We start from the raw sequence: 14,950 nt of genomic DNA, 5'->3' as shown, positions 1-14,950 counted from the left end.
TCGCTAGATTAAGGGCGAACTTCCAGACACGAGGGGCACGAGCAAGATGCCGACCATCATCCGCCGCGTGACCGCCGCACTGGCGATCGGACTGCTGACAGCGACCGCTGCGGTCGCGCAGGACGACGGCTGGAAGCACGGGCTGTCGCTGTTCGGCGAGGTGAAGTATCCGCCCGACTTCACCCATTTCGACTACGTCAATCCGGACGCGCCGAAGGGCGGCGTGTTCCGGCAGGCGACGGTCGGCACCTTCGACACGCTCAACCCGTTCAACCTGAAGGGCACTCCCGCGGCCGGCACCGGCCTTCTCTACGACACGCTGCTGTCGAACGCGCTGGACGAGCCGAGTTCCGAGTACGGGCTGATCGCCGAGGCGGTGAAGTACCCTGACGACTACTCGTCGGTCACCTACCGGCTCAACCCCAAGGCACGCTGGCACGACGGCCAGCCGATCACCGTCGATGACGTGATCTGGAGTCTCGACACCCTGAAGAGATCACATCCGTTCTTCAATGCCTACTACCGCAATATCGTTTCCGCCGAGGCGACGGGCGAACGGGAGGTGACATTCCGATTCGACCAGACCGGAAACCGCGAACTGCCGCAGATCACCGGCCAGCTCTACATCCTGCCGAAACACTACTGGGAAGGCACCGACGCCCAGGGTCGTCAGCGCGATTTCACCGCCTCGACACTGGAGCCGCCACTGGGGTCCGGCCCCTACCGGATCAAGGAGGTCCAGCCCGGACGCACCATCACCTACGAGCGCGTGCCCGACTACTGGGCGGCCGATCTGCCCGTCAATGCCGGCCAGCATAATTTCGACGAGATGCGGTTCGAGTACTTCCGCGACACGACGGTGGCGCTGGAGGCTTTCAAGGCCGACCAGTTCGATTTCCGTGTCGAGAACAGCGCCCGGCGCTGGGCGACGGGCTACGATTTCCCGGCGGCGCGGCGCGGCGACGTCATCCTGCAGACCTTCCGTACCGCCAACGCCGAGCCGATGCAGGCCTTCGCCTTCAACCTGCGGCGCCCGAAATTCCAGGATCCGCGGGTCCGCCAGGCCTTCAACTACGCCTTCGATTTCGAATGGCTCAACGCCAACATCTTCTACGGCCAGTACGAGCGCACCAACAGCTTCTTCGAGAACTCCGAGCTTGCCGCAACCGGGCTGCCGGAAGGACGTGAACTGGCTCTGCTCGAGGAGATCCGCGACATGGTGCCGCCGGAGGTGTTCACCACGGAATTCCGGAATCCGGTCGGCGGCGATCAGCGCAAGGTGCGCGAGAACCTGCGCATTGCGACGCAGCTCCTGCGCGAGGCAGGCTGGGAGATCCGTGACGGCCGGCTGGTCAACACCCAGACCGGAGAGCCGTTCGAGGTGGAGTTCCTGAATGACCAGCCCGATTCGGAGCGCATTCTTGCGCCCTACGTCCAGCAGCTCGCCCGACTCGGCATCCGCGCCACGATCCGCACGGTCGATACGTCGCAGTATCGCAACCGCGTCGACAATTTTGACTTCGACATCATCACCGCGGTGTTTCCCCAGTCCCTGTCGCCGGGCAACGAGCAGCGCGACTTCTGGGGTTCGGATGCCGCCGACGCGGTTGGGAGCCGCAACGTTATCGGCATCAAGAATCCGGCGGTGGATTTCCTGATCGACAAGATCGTCTTCGCCGAGGACCGCGAAAGCCTCGTCGCCGCGAGCCGCGCGCTCGACCGGGTGCTGCTGTGGAACCACTATGTGGTGCCACAATTCTACAGCCCCGACATCCGCACCGCCCGGTGGAACCGCTTCGGCCTGCCCGAGATCTCGCCGGACTACGGCTTCACCACCTCGACCTGGTGGTGGGATGCAGAGAAAGCCGCCAGCATCCGCCGGGGGTCCTGACTTGACGGGGACGCATCCGATGCTGTCCCGTCGTGACGTGCTGACGGCGGGTGCCGCCGTGTGCCTGTCGCCGCTGCTGCCGTGCCGGTCGACAGCCGCCACCGGACGGCGGCACGGCATGTCGGTGTTCGGAGACCTGAAGTACCCGGAGGGATTCACCGCCTTCGATTATGTCAATCCAGATGCGCCAAAGGGCGGTGTGCTGTCGCTGGTACCGTCGAGTTGGGCCTTCAATCAGAACCCGCAGACCTTCAACTCGCTCAATACGCTGATCCTGCGCGGCGATGCTCCGGTCGGCCTCGACATGATCTTCGACAGCCTGATGGTGCGTGCGCTCGACGAGCCGGACGCGATGTACGGTCTCGTGGCGGAAAGCGTCGAGATATCGGCGGACGGGAACACCTATCGCTTCCATCTGCGCCCCGAAGCGCGCTGGCACGACGGGACGGCGCTGACGGCAGAGGATGTCGCCTTCTCCCTGACGACACTTAAGGCACAGGGCCATCCGATCATCAGCCAGACCATCCGCGAGATGGAGGCGGCCGAGGCGATCGGGGCCTCGGAGGTGGAGGTCCGCTTCTCAGGCCGGCAATCGCGCGATCTCGCCTTCACCGTGGCCGGCCTGCCGATCATCTCCAAGGCATACTACCAGAGCCGCCCGTTCGACGCGACGACCATGGAGCCGCCGATGGCCTCGGGCCCCTACAAGGTCGGTCGCTTCGGCGCCGGACGATTCATCGAGTACGAGCGGGTCGAGGACTACTGGGCGGCAGATCTCCCGGTCGTGCGCGGCCAGCACAATTTCCGCATCATCCGCTTCGAGTTCTACCGCGACCGTGACGTCGCCTTCGAAGCGTTCAAGGCCGGCCAGTACCTGTTCCGGGAGGAGTTCACCGCGCGAACCTGGTCGACGGGATATGATTTCCCGGCGGTCGCCGACGGACGGGTGGTGCGGATCACGCTGCCCGACGACACCCCTTCGGGGGCCCAGGGGTGGTTCATCAATACCCGCCGGGCAAAGTTCGCCGATCCGCGGGTTCGCGAGGCGCTGATCTGCGCCTTCGATTTCGAGTGGACCAACCGCACGCTGTTCTTCGGCCTCTACAAGCGCACCCACAGCTTCTTCCAGAAATCGGACATGATGGCCGAGGGGCTTCCGGACGCAGCGGAGCTCGCCCTGCTGGAGCCGTGGCGCGGCGAAGTTCCCGACGAGGTGTTCGGCGAGCCGTATTCGCCGCCCGTCTCGGACGGATCGGGTCAGGACCGACGGCTGCTGCGCCAGGCGGCCTGGCTGCTGCGCGAGGCCGGATGGACCGTCGAGCAGGGCGTTCTGAGAAACGCCGACGGCGAGGTGATGCGCATCGAGTTCCTCGACCGGGATCCCTCGTTCGAGCGAATCGTCCAGCCCTATATACGCAATCTGCGCCTGCTCGGCATCGACGCCATTTCGCGCACCGTCGACCCGGCACAGTTCCAGAGCCGCATGAATTCCTTCGATTTCGATATCGTGCCGCAGCGCTATTCCCTGTCGCCGACGCCGGGCGAAGCCATCAAGCAGTTCTGGGCGAGCTCGATGGCCGAGGTCGAGGGCTCACGCAACCTGTCCGGCATCCGCAGCCCGGCCATAGACGCGCTGACCGATGCGGTCATCAATGCGGGAACGCGCGCGGAAATGGTGACGGCCGCCCGCGCGCTGGACCGGGTCCTGAGGGCCGGTCGCTACTGGATCCCGCACTGGTACAAGGCCGAACACAATATCGCCTGCTGGAACATCTATGAACGGCCGGAGCAGAAGCCGACCTATGGGCTCGGCGTACTGCAGACCTGGTGGGTTGATGCCGAGCGCGCCCGGGCCCTGGGACTGGGAGACTGACGGATGGGCGCATACATCCTGCGACGCCTGTTGCTGATGATCCCGACGGTGTTCGGGATCATGCTGGTTTCCTTCGTCATCGTGCAGTTCGCGCCCGGCGGCCCGATCGAGCGCGTGATCGCCCAGCTGCAGGGCACGGATGTCGCGGCGACCGCCCGCATCGGCGGTGGCGCCGGCGGCGACATCGGCGGACCGGGCGCCGCCGCCGGAGCCGCCGATTCCGTCCAGTCGACCTATCGCGGCGCCCAGGGTCTCGATCCGGAGTTCATCCGCCAGCTCGAGCGCCAGTACGGCTTCGACAAGCCGGCCTACGAGCGCTTCGGCATGATGCTGTGGAACTACATCCGGTTCGACTTCGGCCAGAGCTACTTCCGCGACATCTCGGTCATCGACCTGATCATCGAGAAGCTGCCGGTGTCGATCTCGCTCGGCCTGTGGATGACGCTGATCTCATACATGGTCTCGATCCCGCTGGGCATCAGCAAGGCGGTGCGCGACGGCAGCCGATTCGACACATGGACCAGTGCCATCGTCATCATCGGTTACGCCATCCCCGGCTTCCTGTTCGCGGTCCTGCTCATCGTCCTGTTCGCGGGCGGCAGCTTCCTCGACTGGTTCCCGCTGCGCGGTCTGGTCTCCGACAACTGGCACCAGCTGCCCTGGTACTCGAAGATCCTCGACTATCTCTGGCACATGACCCTGCCAATCATCGCCATGTCGCTCGGCGCCTTCGCCACCACGACACTGCTGACCAAGAACTCGTTTCTGGACGAGATCCGCAAGCAGTACGTCCAGACCGCGCGGATGAAGGGACTCACCGAGCGGCAGGTGCTCTACGGGCACGTGTTCCGCAATGCCATGCTGATCATCATCGCCGGATTCCCCGGGGCATTCATCTCGGCCTTCTTCGCCGGCTCGCTCCTGATCGAGACGATCTTCTCGCTCGACGGGCTCGGGCTCCTGTCCTTCGAATCGATCGTCAACCGCGACTATCCCGTGGTGTTCGCGACCCTCTACATCTTCTCGCTGATGGGGTTGCTCGTGAACCTCATCTCCGACCTGACCTACACCTGGGTCGATCCGCGCATCGACTTCGAGACGCGGGAGGTGTGAGCGGTGGAGAAGGCCGTTACCGAGACCCTGCCGCGCGACGAGACGTCGGCCGCGCCGCCCTACAGCCGATTCGCGCTGTCGCCGATCAACCGCCGGCGGCTCGAGAACTTCAAGGCGCACCGGCGCGGCTACTGGGCGTTCTGGGTGTTCCTTACGCTGTTCGGGCTCAGCCTGTTCGCCGAGTTTCTCGCCAACGACAAGCCGATCCTGATCCGCTACGACGGCAGCTACTACACGCCGATCTTCACCTTCTATCCGGAGACAGCCTTCGGCGGCGACTTCGAGACGGAGGCCGATTACCGCGATCCCTTTGTCCAGGATCTGATCCGGGAGGGCGGCGGCTGGATCCTGTGGCCGCCGATACGCTACTCGTATCGGACCGTGGACAACGAGATCCCGGTGCCGGCACCGGCACCGCCGTTCTGGCTGATGAGCCTGGAGGAACGGTGCGCCGGCTATCCCGACGGGGTCAACGACGTCAACTGCACGCTCGGCAACTGGCACTGGCTCGGCACCGACGACCAGGCCCGCGACGTGGTCGCCCGCACCATCTACGGCTTCCGCATCTCGGTGCTGTTCGGGCTGATACTGACCGTGATCTCCTCCATAATCGGCGTCACCGCCGGCGCGGTCCAGGGCTATTTCGGCGGATGGACCGACCTCATCTTCCAGAGGTTCCTGGAAATCTGGACGTCGATCCCCTCGCTCTACCTGCTGATCATCATTGCGGCGGTGATCGAACCGAGCTTCTGGATCCTGCTCGGCATCCTCCTGCTGTTCTCCTGGGTGGCGCTCGTCGGAGTGGTACGGGCGGAATTCCTGCGCGGACGCAATTTCGAGTACATCGCCGCAGCACGCGCACTCGGCGTGCGCGATACCACCATCATGTTCCGTCACCTGCTGCCCAATGCGATGGTGGCGACGCTGACCTTCATGCCGTTCATCCTGAACGGCTCGATCACGACGCTGACCTCCCTCGACTTCCTCGGCTTCGGTCTGCCACCGGGTTCGCCGTCGCTCGGCGAACTGCTCGCACAAGGCAAGTCGAATCTGCAGGCGCCGTGGCTCGGGCTGACCGGTTTCTTCGTCATCGCCATCATGCTCAGCCTGCTGATCTTCGTCGGGGAAGCCGTGCGTGACGCCTTCGACCCCAGGAAGACGTTCAGATGAGGGGCACTCCATGACCACGCCTCCCCTCCTCTGCGTCCGCAACCTCGCCGTCGACTTCCGCCAGGCCGGCAAGGTGACCCATGCGGTGCGCGGGGTATCGTTCGATATCGCCCGCGGCGAGACGCTGGCGATCGTCGGCGAATCCGGGTCGGGCAAGTCGGTGACGGCGCTGTCGATCCTGAAGCTGCTGCCCTACCCGGCCGCCGAGCATCCTTCGGGCCAGATCCTGTTCAATGGCAGGAACCTGCTCGACGAGGACGACCGCGATCTGCGGCGCGTGCGCGGCAACGACATCACGATGGTGTTTCAGGAGCCGATGACCTCGCTCAATCCGCTGCACACCGTCGAGCGGCAGATCGGCGAGATCCTGAAGATCCATCAGGGGCTGTCCGACACGGCCACCCGCAAGCGGGTCATCGAACTGCTGACCCAGGTCGGCATTCCCGATCCCGAAACCCGGCTGCAGAGCTATCCGCATCAGCTCTCCGGCGGTCAGCGCCAGCGGGTGATGATCGCCATGGCGCTTGCCAATGATCCGGATCTGCTGATCGCCGACGAGCCGACAACAGCGCTCGACGTGACGGTGCAGGCGCAGATCCTCAAGCTCCTGAAGGAGCTGCAGCGGCGTCACGGGATGGCAATCCTGCTGATCACCCACGATCTCGGTATCGTCCGCAAGGTTGCCGACCGGGTGTGCGTCATGACCAACGGGGAAATCGTCGAGCAGGGGCCGACCGAGCGCATCTTCACCGATCCGCAGCATCCCTACACACGGCATCTGCTCGCCGCCGAGCCGAAGGGCGAGCCGCCCGAGTCGGACCCTTCCGCGCCGGTGATCATGGCGGGCGACGACATCAAGGTCTGGTTCCCGATCAAGCGCGGCCTGTTCCGCCGGGTGGTCGGCCATATCAAGGCGGTCGACGGCATCGACGTCAGGGTGCGCGAGGGGCAGACGCTCGGCATCGTCGGCGAGTCCGGTTCCGGCAAGACGACGCTCGGCCTCGCCCTGCTCAGGATGATCGCCAGCGAGGGCCGCATCGTCTGCCTCGGCCAGGAGATCGATCGCTATTCCTTTGCCCGCATGCGCAAGCTGCGCGACCGCATGCAGATCGTCTTCCAGGATCCCTACGGCTCGCTCAGCCCACGCATGGCGATTGCCGACATCGTTGGCGAAGGGCTGAAGGTGCACGCGCCGGAACTGTCCTACCGCCAACGCCGACAGCGCGTGGCCGAGGCGCTCGCCGACGTCGGGCTCGATGCCGCGACGATGGACCGATATCCACACGAGTTCTCCGGCGGCCAGCGCCAGCGCATCGCGATCGCCCGGGCGCTGGTGCTCAAGCCGAAGTTCGTCATGCTGGACGAGCCGACCAGTGCGCTCGACATGAGCGTGCAGGCGCAGATCGTCGACCTCCTGCGCGATCTGCAGAGGCGCTACGGGCTGGCCTATCTGTTCATAAGCCACGACCTCAAGGTCGTGCGGGCGCTGGCCAACGACGTGATCGTCCTGCGTGCCGGCAAGGTTGTGGAGACGGGACCGGCCCGCCAGATCTTCGAATCCCCGCAAACCGACTACACGAAGGCCTTGATGGCGGCAGCGTTCGACATCGAGGCGGCGCCGGAGGGAGTGGTGGCGCAGTAGCCAGGCCTCGCCGCGGCGCCGGCTCCGACCTGGCCCGGCGCCGATTTGCCCCCTGAAACGGGAAGGTGCAACAGAGCGCGTTCGACGATGCCGTACAGCCGGGACTTCACCACGATCCGCACCACGCAACCGGACCTTCCGCGATGAGCCTGCTTCTGGCGATACAGGGCTGGGACCGCAGCGCCTGGGCCGACCGGCTTCGTCGGCTCGCGCCGGATCGGACGATCCGGGTGTGGCCTGACGACGAGGATCTCGCGGGTATCCGGTATGCGCTGTGCTGGAAGCCGCCCGAAGGGCTGCTGGCGCGGCTTCCCGATCTCGAGGTGATCTTCTCGCTGGGTGCTGGAGTCGACGCGCTGCTCGGCGATCCCGAGCTGCCGGGCAAACCGCTGGTCCGGATCGTCGATCCCGACCTGACCGGGCGGATGACGGAATGGGTGGTGCTGCAGGTGCTGATGCATCATCGCATGCAGCGTCGCTACGACGAAAGCCAGCGCGCCAAGCAATGGGCGCCGCTCGATCAGCCACCGGCGGCCGCGGTCGGTGTCGGGATTATGGGTCTCGGCGTGCTGGGCCGGGCCGCGGCGAAGGCGCTGCGCAGCCTTGGATTCAAGGTCTCCGGCTGGAGCGCTTCGCCCAAGGAGATTCCGGATATCGCCTGCTTCCACGGCACCGACGGCCTCGTGCCATTCCTGACGGAGACGGACATCCTGGTGGTGTTGTTGCCGCTGACACCGGACACCGAAGCGATGATCGACTACGGACTGCTGTCCGGCCTGCGGCGGACCAATCACATGGGCGGCGCGGTGCTGATCAACGCCGGACGCGGCCGCCTCCAGGTCGAGGAGGACATCCTGCGCGCGCTCGCAGATGGCATTCTCGCCGCCGCTTCGCTCGATGTCTTTGCGGAGGAGCCGTTGCCGCCATCGAGCCCGTTCTGGACTCACCAGAAGGTCACGGTGACGCCGCATGTCGCCGCCGACAGCGATCCGGACACGATCTGCCGTGAGATCCTTCGTCAGATCGCCAACTACGAAGCGGGTCGGCCGCTCGAAAACGTCGTCGACCGCCAGCGCGGCTACTGAGCGCCCGACCAGCTGCGGTTACCGGGGCCGCCCGACCGAAGTCACCGCCGAACCGGCCTTGCCGATGCGGGCAACCGCTGCGGCAGCCGGCTCGATCACCGTTTCCATGTGGTGGCCGCTGGCATGGACGATCGTGCCGTCGCCGCGTGCGATCGCGACATGGCCCTTCCAGAAGATCAGATCGCCACGGGTGAGCGCATCCAAGTCGAATGCTTCCGTCGGGAGACCGAATGCGGCTTCCTGCATGTCGGAATCGCGCGGGCAGGCAATGCCGGCGGCGACCAGCGCAACCTGCACGAGGGCCGAGCAGTCGAGACCGATCGAGGTACGGCCGCCCCACAGATAGGGCGTCCCGACGAATCGGTCGGCGACCGCAACCCAATCCGCCATCCGCTCCGCAACTGGCGCGAGATGGCCGGCCCAGATGAATCCGTCCTCGGTTCTGGCGAACGGCCCCTCGATATCCAGAACGGCGACGAGAGCATTCGTCGACAGCAGCATCGACGGCGGCAGCTTGATGCTGGGCCCGGGATAGACGAATGTCCTCAGCCGCGCGACCCGATGCGTCGCCGGCGCACCCGGCCGGGTGAGCGCCTCCGTCGGGCACCAGCCGACATAGCCGTCGCCGTCGAGCTGCACCCAGGCCCAGCCCTCCGCCGTTTCCTCGAAAATGCGCACGCTCTCGCCGTACAGCGCCTCGGTGTCGAGCGGCGCGTCGGGCCTCGGCTCGCGGCGCAGCGGCGCGGCGGCCACCCTCACCCGTGCCGGGGTTCCGACGACGAATCGCGCGGCTTCGACCTGCCCCTTGAGCGCCGCATCGGCCAGATCGGCGCGCCAGGCATGGAGGCGCCGGTCGAGCGACCGCATCAGCCGATCTCCGCCGCCGTGCCGGAGATCAGCCCGGCCAGCGACTCCAGAAAGAGCGCGCCCTCGACGGTACGCTGGATGACGACATTGCGCCGGTCGGTCTCGTCGCGCCGTCGCGCGACGAGACCCCGTGCCCCCATCGTGTCGAGCGCGCGGGTGATGACCGGCTTGGTCACGCCCAGGGTCTGCGCAAGGCCGCGCACCGTATGCGGCGGCGGGGTGAGATAGATCGTCGTCAGGATCGCCATCTGCCGGGCCGACAGGTCGTCCTCGCCTCTCCGGACGAGGGCGAGCGCCACCTTATGCCACAGTTCGAGCGCCTGCGCGGGTCTGATCTGGATCGACATGGCCGGATGATAGCCGACGGTCCGTTTCGCAACCGTTATGACGGTGCGCCGCAGCGCACCGATCGCGCCCAGACATCCGCGCGGTTCTGCCGTCATATACCGCCTGTTAACGGACGGTCCGGGCTGAAGCCCGGCTGCGGCGGCGAATCGCTTCAGAACAAAATAAGCAAATAACGAGAACATCTAAGAAACTTCCGGATGTGATGGCTCGGGAGGCATGATGCGGACCGTAGCCCAGGTGCTCGCGGAACGGAGCAGCGTCCGGCCGGGCGAATCGGCCCGCCCGACGCGGCCGGATCCGGCGCGGCGGATGCGCCGCGCGGCCCCGATCCGAGCAGATGCATCTGGCCAGGGGCTCAGGCCACTTGCGCCAACGACCGTTCACCGATCGTTAGCGATTGGCTCCGGACGGATTCGCCCCCGATCGTCGAATCGGGGCCGACTCGCCAGGAACATATCCTGCATCAAACAGGAACATATGCGGAACTACCGCAGTTCGCCCCCCGTGGCCTTGCGCACGGCGTCGATGATCCGCCTCGCCACCGCATCGATCTCCTCGTCGGTGAGCGTCTTGTCGCGCGGCTGCAACGTCACTTCGATCGCGATCGACTTGCGGCCTTCGCCAAGACTGCTGCCGGTGAATACATCGAACACCGAGACATCGGAGATCAGGCTCTTGTCCGCCCCGCGCGCGGCACGGACGAGATCGCCGGCATTGACGTCTTCGGCCACGACAAAGGCGAAGTCGCGCCGGACCGGCATCAGGTCTGACGCCTCCAGCGGCGGCTTTGCCCGCGTCGGGCGGGCCTTCGGCGCCGGCAATGCGTCGAGCAATACCTCGAAGCCGACCAGCGGTCCCTCGACATCCAGCGCCTCGAGCGTTGCGGGATGAATCTCGCCGAACCGGGCGAGCACCGTCTTCGGACCGAGCATGATCCGTCCCGACCGACCGGGATGATACCAGTCGCCGCCGCCGGGCTGGACCTGCACGGAGGCGACCGGCGCGCCGAGCGCGGCCAGCACGGCCATCGCGTCGGACTTGGCGTCGAAGGCATCGACCGGTCCGGCAGCGCCCGACCAGTGCCGGCCTGAGCGCTCGACGCGAGCCGTTCCCCGCCGCACGCCCGCCGCGATCTCGTGCTGGTCGCCCGGCCGTGTGCCGAGATAGGTCGCGCCGACCTCGAACAGCGCGGAGTCGGCGAAGCCCCGGTCGGCGTTTCTCTGCGCGGCGGTGATCAGGCCGGGCAGCAGGCTCGGCCGCATGTCGCTCATTTCGGAGGAGATCGGATTCGACAGCGCCAGTTCGGGCGCGCCGCCGCCGAAGGCCTCGGCATGCGGCTTCGGAATGAACGACCACGTCACGGCCTCGACCAGGCCGCGAGCAGCCAGCGTGCGGCGCGCGAGGCGAGCCCGGTTCTGGCGCAGCGTCAGCACGGGCTTCGGCACGCCTGCCGGGCGCGGCAGCGGGACGGTCGGAACCCGGTCGACGCCGACGATTCGCGTCACCTCCTCGACGAGGTCGGCCGCCTCGTGAACATCCGGACGCCAGGTCGGCGGAGCCACCTTCACGGTGCCGACATCGGGCTCCCCGGCGACCCAGAAGCCGAGCCTCGTTAGGATCGAACGGATCTCGACGAAGGACAGGTCGAGCCCGGTCAGCCGCTTCACCTCGCCCGGATCGAAATCGATGACGTGTGAACGATCGGGAATGTCGCCGGCGAGCAGGATGTCACTCGCCTCGCCCCCACACATCTGAAGGACGAGTGCCGTCGCCATCTCCAGCCCCGGCAAGGTGAAGGCGGGATCGACGCCCCGCTCGAATCGGTAGCGGGCATCGGACTGTATACCGAGCGCGCGACCGGTGCGGGCGATGTTGGCCGGATCCCACAGCGCCGATTCGATCAGCACATCCGTCGTCGTCTCATCACAGCCCGAATGCTCGCCCCCCATGATGCCGCCGATCGATTCCGGCCCGGCCTCGTCGGCGATCACCACCATCGAGGGGTCGAAGCGATAGGTCCGCCCGTCGAGCGCCAGCAGTTCCTCGCCCGCGCGGGCGCGCCGCACCACGATGCCGCCCTTCACCTTGGCTGCATCGAAAACGTGCAGCGGGCGATTGCGGTCATAGGTCAGGTAGTTGGTGATATCGACGAGCGCATTGATCGGGCGCAGCCCGATCGCCTTGAGGCGACGCTGCAGCCAGTCCGGCGACGGCCCGTTGCGCACCCCGCGCACGAGGCGCAGCGCAAAGGCCGGACACAGATGTGCCTCCTCGGCAGGGAAATCGAGCCTGACCGCCACCGGGCACGGAAACCGGCCGGGAACCCGCTTCGGCTCCTTCGTGATCACCGTCCCCATGTCGGCGGCGGCGAGGTCGCGGGCGATGCCGGCAACGCCCAGCGCGTCCGGCCGGTTGGGCGTCACCGCGATCTCGATGATCGGATCGTCGAGCCCCATCGCTTCGGCGAGCGGCGTTCCAACCGGCGTGTCGGGCGGCAGGTCGATGATGCCGTCATGTTCGTCGGACAGCCCCATCTCCCGCTCCGAGACGAGCATGCCATGCGACTCGACGCCGCGGATCTTCGTGGGCTTCAGGTCGATGCCGGTGCCGGGAATGTGGGTCCCCGCGGGGGCAAACACGCCCTTCATTCCGCTGCGCGCGTTCGGCGCGCCGCAGACCACCTGCACCTGTTCGGTACCGGTGTCGACAATGCAGACGCGCAGCTTGTCGGCGTTCGGATGCGGCACGGCGGATACCACATGCGCGACCCTGAACGGGGCGAGCGCCGCGGCCGGATCCTCGATCCCTTCGACCTCGAGCCCGATCAGGCTGAGCTTGTCGGCAATCTCGGCCAGCGAGGCATCCGTATCGAGATGCTCCTTGAGCCAGTTGAGGGTGAATTTCATCGGCTCAGCCCTCCGGCGAGGCTCGGCACATCGAGAGCGGCGAAGCCGTAGTGCTTCAGCCATCTCAGATCGGCCGAGAAGAAGGCCCGCAGGTCCGGCAGGCCGTATTTGAGCATGGCGATGCGGTCGATCCCCATGCCCCAGGCGAAGCCCTGGAAGCGCGCCGGATCGAGGCCGCAGTGGCGCAGCACGTTGGGATGCACCATGCCGCACCCGAGGATCTCCAGCCAGTCGCTGCCCTCGCCGATCTTCAGCTCCTTGCCCGAGCGGTCGCAGTTGATATCGACCTCCATCGACGGCTCGGTGAAGGGGAAATGCGAGGCGCGGAAGCGCATCTTGACGTCGTCGATCTCGAAGAACGCCTTGCAGAATTCCTCCAGCACCCACTTCAGGTGGCCGAGATGCGCACTCTCGTCGATCACCAGCCCCTCGACCTGGTGGAACATCGGCGTATGGGTCTGGTCGTAGTCGCAGCGATAGACCCGGCCCGGAACGATGATCCGGATCGGCGGCTGCTGGCTCATCATCGTGCGGATCTGCACCGGACTTGTGTGGGTCCTGAGCAGCATGCGCGATCCGTCGGGAGCTTCCGGGAAATAGAAGGTGTCCATCTCCTGCCGGGCCGGATGGTCGGCGGGAATGTTGAGCGCCGTGAAGTTGTGGAAATCGTCCTCGATGTGCGGGCCTTCCGCGATCGAAAAGCCCATGTCGGCGAAGATCGCGGTAAGTTCGTCCATCACCTGACTGACCGGATGGATGCGACCGGCCTCCAGCGCACTCTCGCGCACGGGGAGTGTCACATCGACCCTTTCGGTCTTCAGTCTGCGCTCCAGTTCAGCCGCCTTGAGTGCGGCACGACGAACGGCGATGGCCTCGCCGACACGATCCTTAAGTCCGTTGATCGCCGGTCCCATCACCCGCCGTTCGTCCGGCGACATCGAGCCGAGCCTCTTGAGCAGCTCGCTCACCGAGCCCTTCCTGCCGAGCGCGGCAATGCGCACGGCCTCAAGCGCCGCCTCGTCGACGGCGCCGGCGACCTGTCGCAGAATTTCCGATTCAAGCCGCGCGATGTCGGCCATCACGTCGTCTCCCGTCTTCTCTCAGTTGTCGAGGAAGCGGGCCCGGAGCGTGGACTGCCTGTTCCGGACCCCGAATCCGCCCGGCGCCTTGCCAGCGTCGGGCGGTCGGCCCCGAAAAGGCCTGGAGGCTAGTTCAGGCGAGCGCGGCGCGCGCCTGGTCGACGAGCGCCTTGAAGGCCGCCGGTTCGCGCACGGCGATGTCGGCGAGCACCTTGCGGTCGACCTCGACCCCGGCCTTTCCGAGGCCGTCGATAAATCGTCCGTAGGTGAGACCATTCTCGCGAGCAGCGGCATTGATCCGCTGGATCCAGAGCGCCCGGAAGGTGCGCTTCCTGACCTTCCGGTCGCGGTAGGCGTATTCGCCGGCCTTGTCCACCGCCTGCTTGGCGACGCGAATCGTGTTCTTGCGACGGCCGTAGTAGCCCTTCGCCTGCTTGATGACCTTGCGGTGACGGGCGTGAGCGGTCACGCCCCGCTTTACACGAGCCATTGGGGGCCTCCGTCAGACCGTCGCCGTGGGGGTGGAAGCCGCCTTGCGGCGCTTGCGACGATGATAGGGCATGTACTGGCGCACGATGCCGGCATCCGATTCGTCGAGCACCATGGTGCCGCGGGCATTGCGCACGAACTTGGCGGTTCGCTTGATCATGCCGTGGCGCTTGCCGGCCTGTGCGACCTTGATCTTGCCGGTGCCGGTCAGCTTGAATCGCTTCTTGGCGCCGCTCTTGGTCTTCTGCTTGGGCATTTTGCTCGTCTCCTTGGTCTGGGACGCGAACATCGGCCGCGACGCCCTCAAGCGCCCCGCCCGATTCGATCTGTCCGAATGAGCATCCTCGACCGCCACGGCATGCCCATGTCGCCGGGCGATCCTTCCAACAGCAGCCTTATAGCCGCCGGCACCCGGGAACGCAATGCAGACGCGCGCGTCGGGCGCAGACATGCCTGGGTCGCAATGGCGCCGGCCCTATATCGGGTA

12 protein-coding genes are annotated in these 14,950 nt (G+C 66.2%); 6 read left to right on the top strand and 6 right to left on the bottom strand.

Going from position 1 to position 14,950, the window contains the following annotated elements:
• Positions 1 to 46: 46 nt before the first annotated feature.
• From EDC22_RS13655 to EDC22_RS13630, 6 genes are all read left to right on the top strand, one after another.
• A complete protein-coding gene (locus EDC22_RS13655) occupies positions 47 to 1,891 on the top strand; it encodes an extracellular solute-binding protein (RefSeq protein ID WP_132807226.1) in 1,845 nt (614 codons plus the stop codon).
• A 19-nt stretch (positions 1,892 to 1,910) separates the two neighbouring features.
• A complete protein-coding gene (locus EDC22_RS13650) occupies positions 1,911 to 3,764 on the top strand; it encodes an extracellular solute-binding protein (RefSeq protein WP_132807225.1) in 1,854 nt (617 codons plus the stop codon).
• A 3-nt stretch (positions 3,765 to 3,767) separates the two neighbouring features.
• On the top strand, positions 3,768 to 4,877 hold the full coding sequence (locus tag EDC22_RS13645) for a microcin C ABC transporter permease YejB (protein WP_132807224.1): 1,110 nt from the start codon (positions 3,768 to 3,770) through the stop codon (positions 4,875 to 4,877).
• A 27-nt stretch (positions 4,878 to 4,904) separates the two neighbouring features.
• Positions 4,905 to 6,047 (top strand): ABC transporter permease, encoded by a 1,143-nt coding sequence (locus EDC22_RS13640; protein WP_245499765.1) that lies wholly within the window; start codon positions 4,905 to 4,907, stop codon positions 6,045 to 6,047.
• 10 nt (positions 6,048 to 6,057) lie between these two features.
• A complete protein-coding gene (locus EDC22_RS13635) occupies positions 6,058 to 7,689 on the top strand; it encodes an ABC transporter ATP-binding protein (RefSeq protein WP_132807222.1) in 1,632 nt (543 codons plus the stop codon).
• 143 nt (positions 7,690 to 7,832) lie between these two features.
• A complete protein-coding gene (locus EDC22_RS13630; RefSeq protein ID WP_132807221.1) occupies positions 7,833 to 8,774 on the top strand; it encodes a 2-hydroxyacid dehydrogenase in 942 nt (313 codons plus the stop codon).
• A gap of 18 nt (positions 8,775 to 8,792) precedes the next feature.
• Here the strand turns inward: EDC22_RS13630 and EDC22_RS13625 are convergent, their stop codons facing one another.
• From EDC22_RS13625 to rpmI, 6 genes are all read right to left on the bottom strand, one after another.
• Entirely contained in the window at positions 8,793 to 9,641 is an 849-nt protein-coding gene (locus EDC22_RS13625; protein ID WP_132807220.1) for a C40 family peptidase, read from the bottom strand.
• Positions 9,641 to 9,988: a MarR family transcriptional regulator gene (locus EDC22_RS13620; protein ID WP_132807219.1), complete on the bottom strand. Its 348-nt coding sequence runs from the start codon at positions 9,986 to 9,988 to the stop codon at positions 9,641 to 9,643. Before EDC22_RS13620 ends, EDC22_RS13625 begins: the two co-directional genes overlap by 1 nt.
• A gap of 486 nt (positions 9,989 to 10,474) precedes the next feature.
• A complete protein-coding gene (gene pheT, locus EDC22_RS13615; RefSeq protein ID WP_132807218.1) occupies positions 10,475 to 12,895 on the bottom strand; it encodes a phenylalanine--tRNA ligase subunit beta in 2,421 nt (806 codons plus the stop codon).
• On the bottom strand, positions 12,892 to 13,974 hold the full coding sequence (gene pheS / locus EDC22_RS13610) for a phenylalanine--tRNA ligase subunit alpha (protein ID WP_132807217.1): 1,083 nt from the start codon (positions 13,972 to 13,974) through the stop codon (positions 12,892 to 12,894). The genes pheT and pheS overlap by 4 nt, the downstream gene beginning before the upstream one ends.
• Positions 13,975 to 14,107: 133 nt before the next feature.
• Entirely contained in the window at positions 14,108 to 14,464 is a 357-nt protein-coding gene (rplT, locus tag EDC22_RS13605; protein ID WP_132807216.1) for a 50S ribosomal protein L20, read from the bottom strand.
• 12 nt (positions 14,465 to 14,476) lie between these two features.
• Positions 14,477 to 14,719: a 50S ribosomal protein L35 gene (gene rpmI, locus EDC22_RS13600; RefSeq protein WP_132807215.1), complete on the bottom strand. Its 243-nt coding sequence runs from the start codon at positions 14,717 to 14,719 to the stop codon at positions 14,477 to 14,479.
• Positions 14,720 to 14,950: the final 231 nt, after the last annotated feature.

Source organism: Tepidamorphus gemmatus (genome assembly GCF_004346195.1).
GTDB classification, from domain to species: domain Bacteria; phylum Pseudomonadota; class Alphaproteobacteria; order Rhizobiales; family Tepidamorphaceae; genus Tepidamorphus; species Tepidamorphus gemmatus.
The sequence above is the reverse complement of the archived record's forward strand: the minus strand, read 5'-3'. Positions and strand labels throughout refer to the sequence as shown.

What these genes read in the sequence shown, in the direction of transcription:
- EDC22_RS13655 (WP_132807226.1), top strand. Translation starts at nt 47, where the DNA reads ATGCCGACCATCATCCGCCGCGTGACCGCCGCACTGGCGATCGGACTG.
- EDC22_RS13650 (WP_132807225.1), top strand. Translation starts at nt 1,911, where the DNA reads ATGCTGTCCCGTCGTGACGTGCTGACGGCGGGTGCCGCCGTGTGCCTG.
- EDC22_RS13645 (WP_132807224.1), top strand. Translation starts at nt 3,768, where the DNA reads ATGGGCGCATACATCCTGCGACGCCTGTTGCTGATGATCCCGACGGTG.
- EDC22_RS13635 (WP_132807222.1), top strand. Translation starts at nt 6,058, where the DNA reads ATGACCACGCCTCCCCTCCTCTGCGTCCGCAACCTCGCCGTCGACTTC.
- EDC22_RS13630 (WP_132807221.1), top strand. Translation starts at nt 7,833, where the DNA reads ATGAGCCTGCTTCTGGCGATACAGGGCTGGGACCGCAGCGCCTGGGCC.
- EDC22_RS13625 (WP_132807220.1), bottom strand. Translation starts at nt 9,641, where the DNA reads ATGCGGTCGCTCGACCGGCGCCTCCATGCCTGGCGCGCCGATCTGGCC.
- EDC22_RS13620 (WP_132807219.1), bottom strand. Translation starts at nt 9,988, where the DNA reads ATGTCGATCCAGATCAGACCCGCGCAGGCGCTCGAACTGTGGCATAAG.
- pheT (WP_132807218.1), bottom strand. Translation starts at nt 12,895, where the DNA reads ATGAAATTCACCCTCAACTGGCTCAAGGAGCATCTCGATACGGATGCC.
- pheS (WP_132807217.1), bottom strand. Translation starts at nt 13,974, where the DNA reads ATGGCCGACATCGCGCGGCTTGAATCGGAAATTCTGCGACAGGTCGCC.
- rplT (WP_132807216.1), bottom strand. Translation starts at nt 14,464, where the DNA reads ATGGCTCGTGTAAAGCGGGGCGTGACCGCTCACGCCCGTCACCGCAAG.
- rpmI (WP_132807215.1), bottom strand. Translation starts at nt 14,719, where the DNA reads ATGCCCAAGCAGAAGACCAAGAGCGGCGCCAAGAAGCGATTCAAGCTG.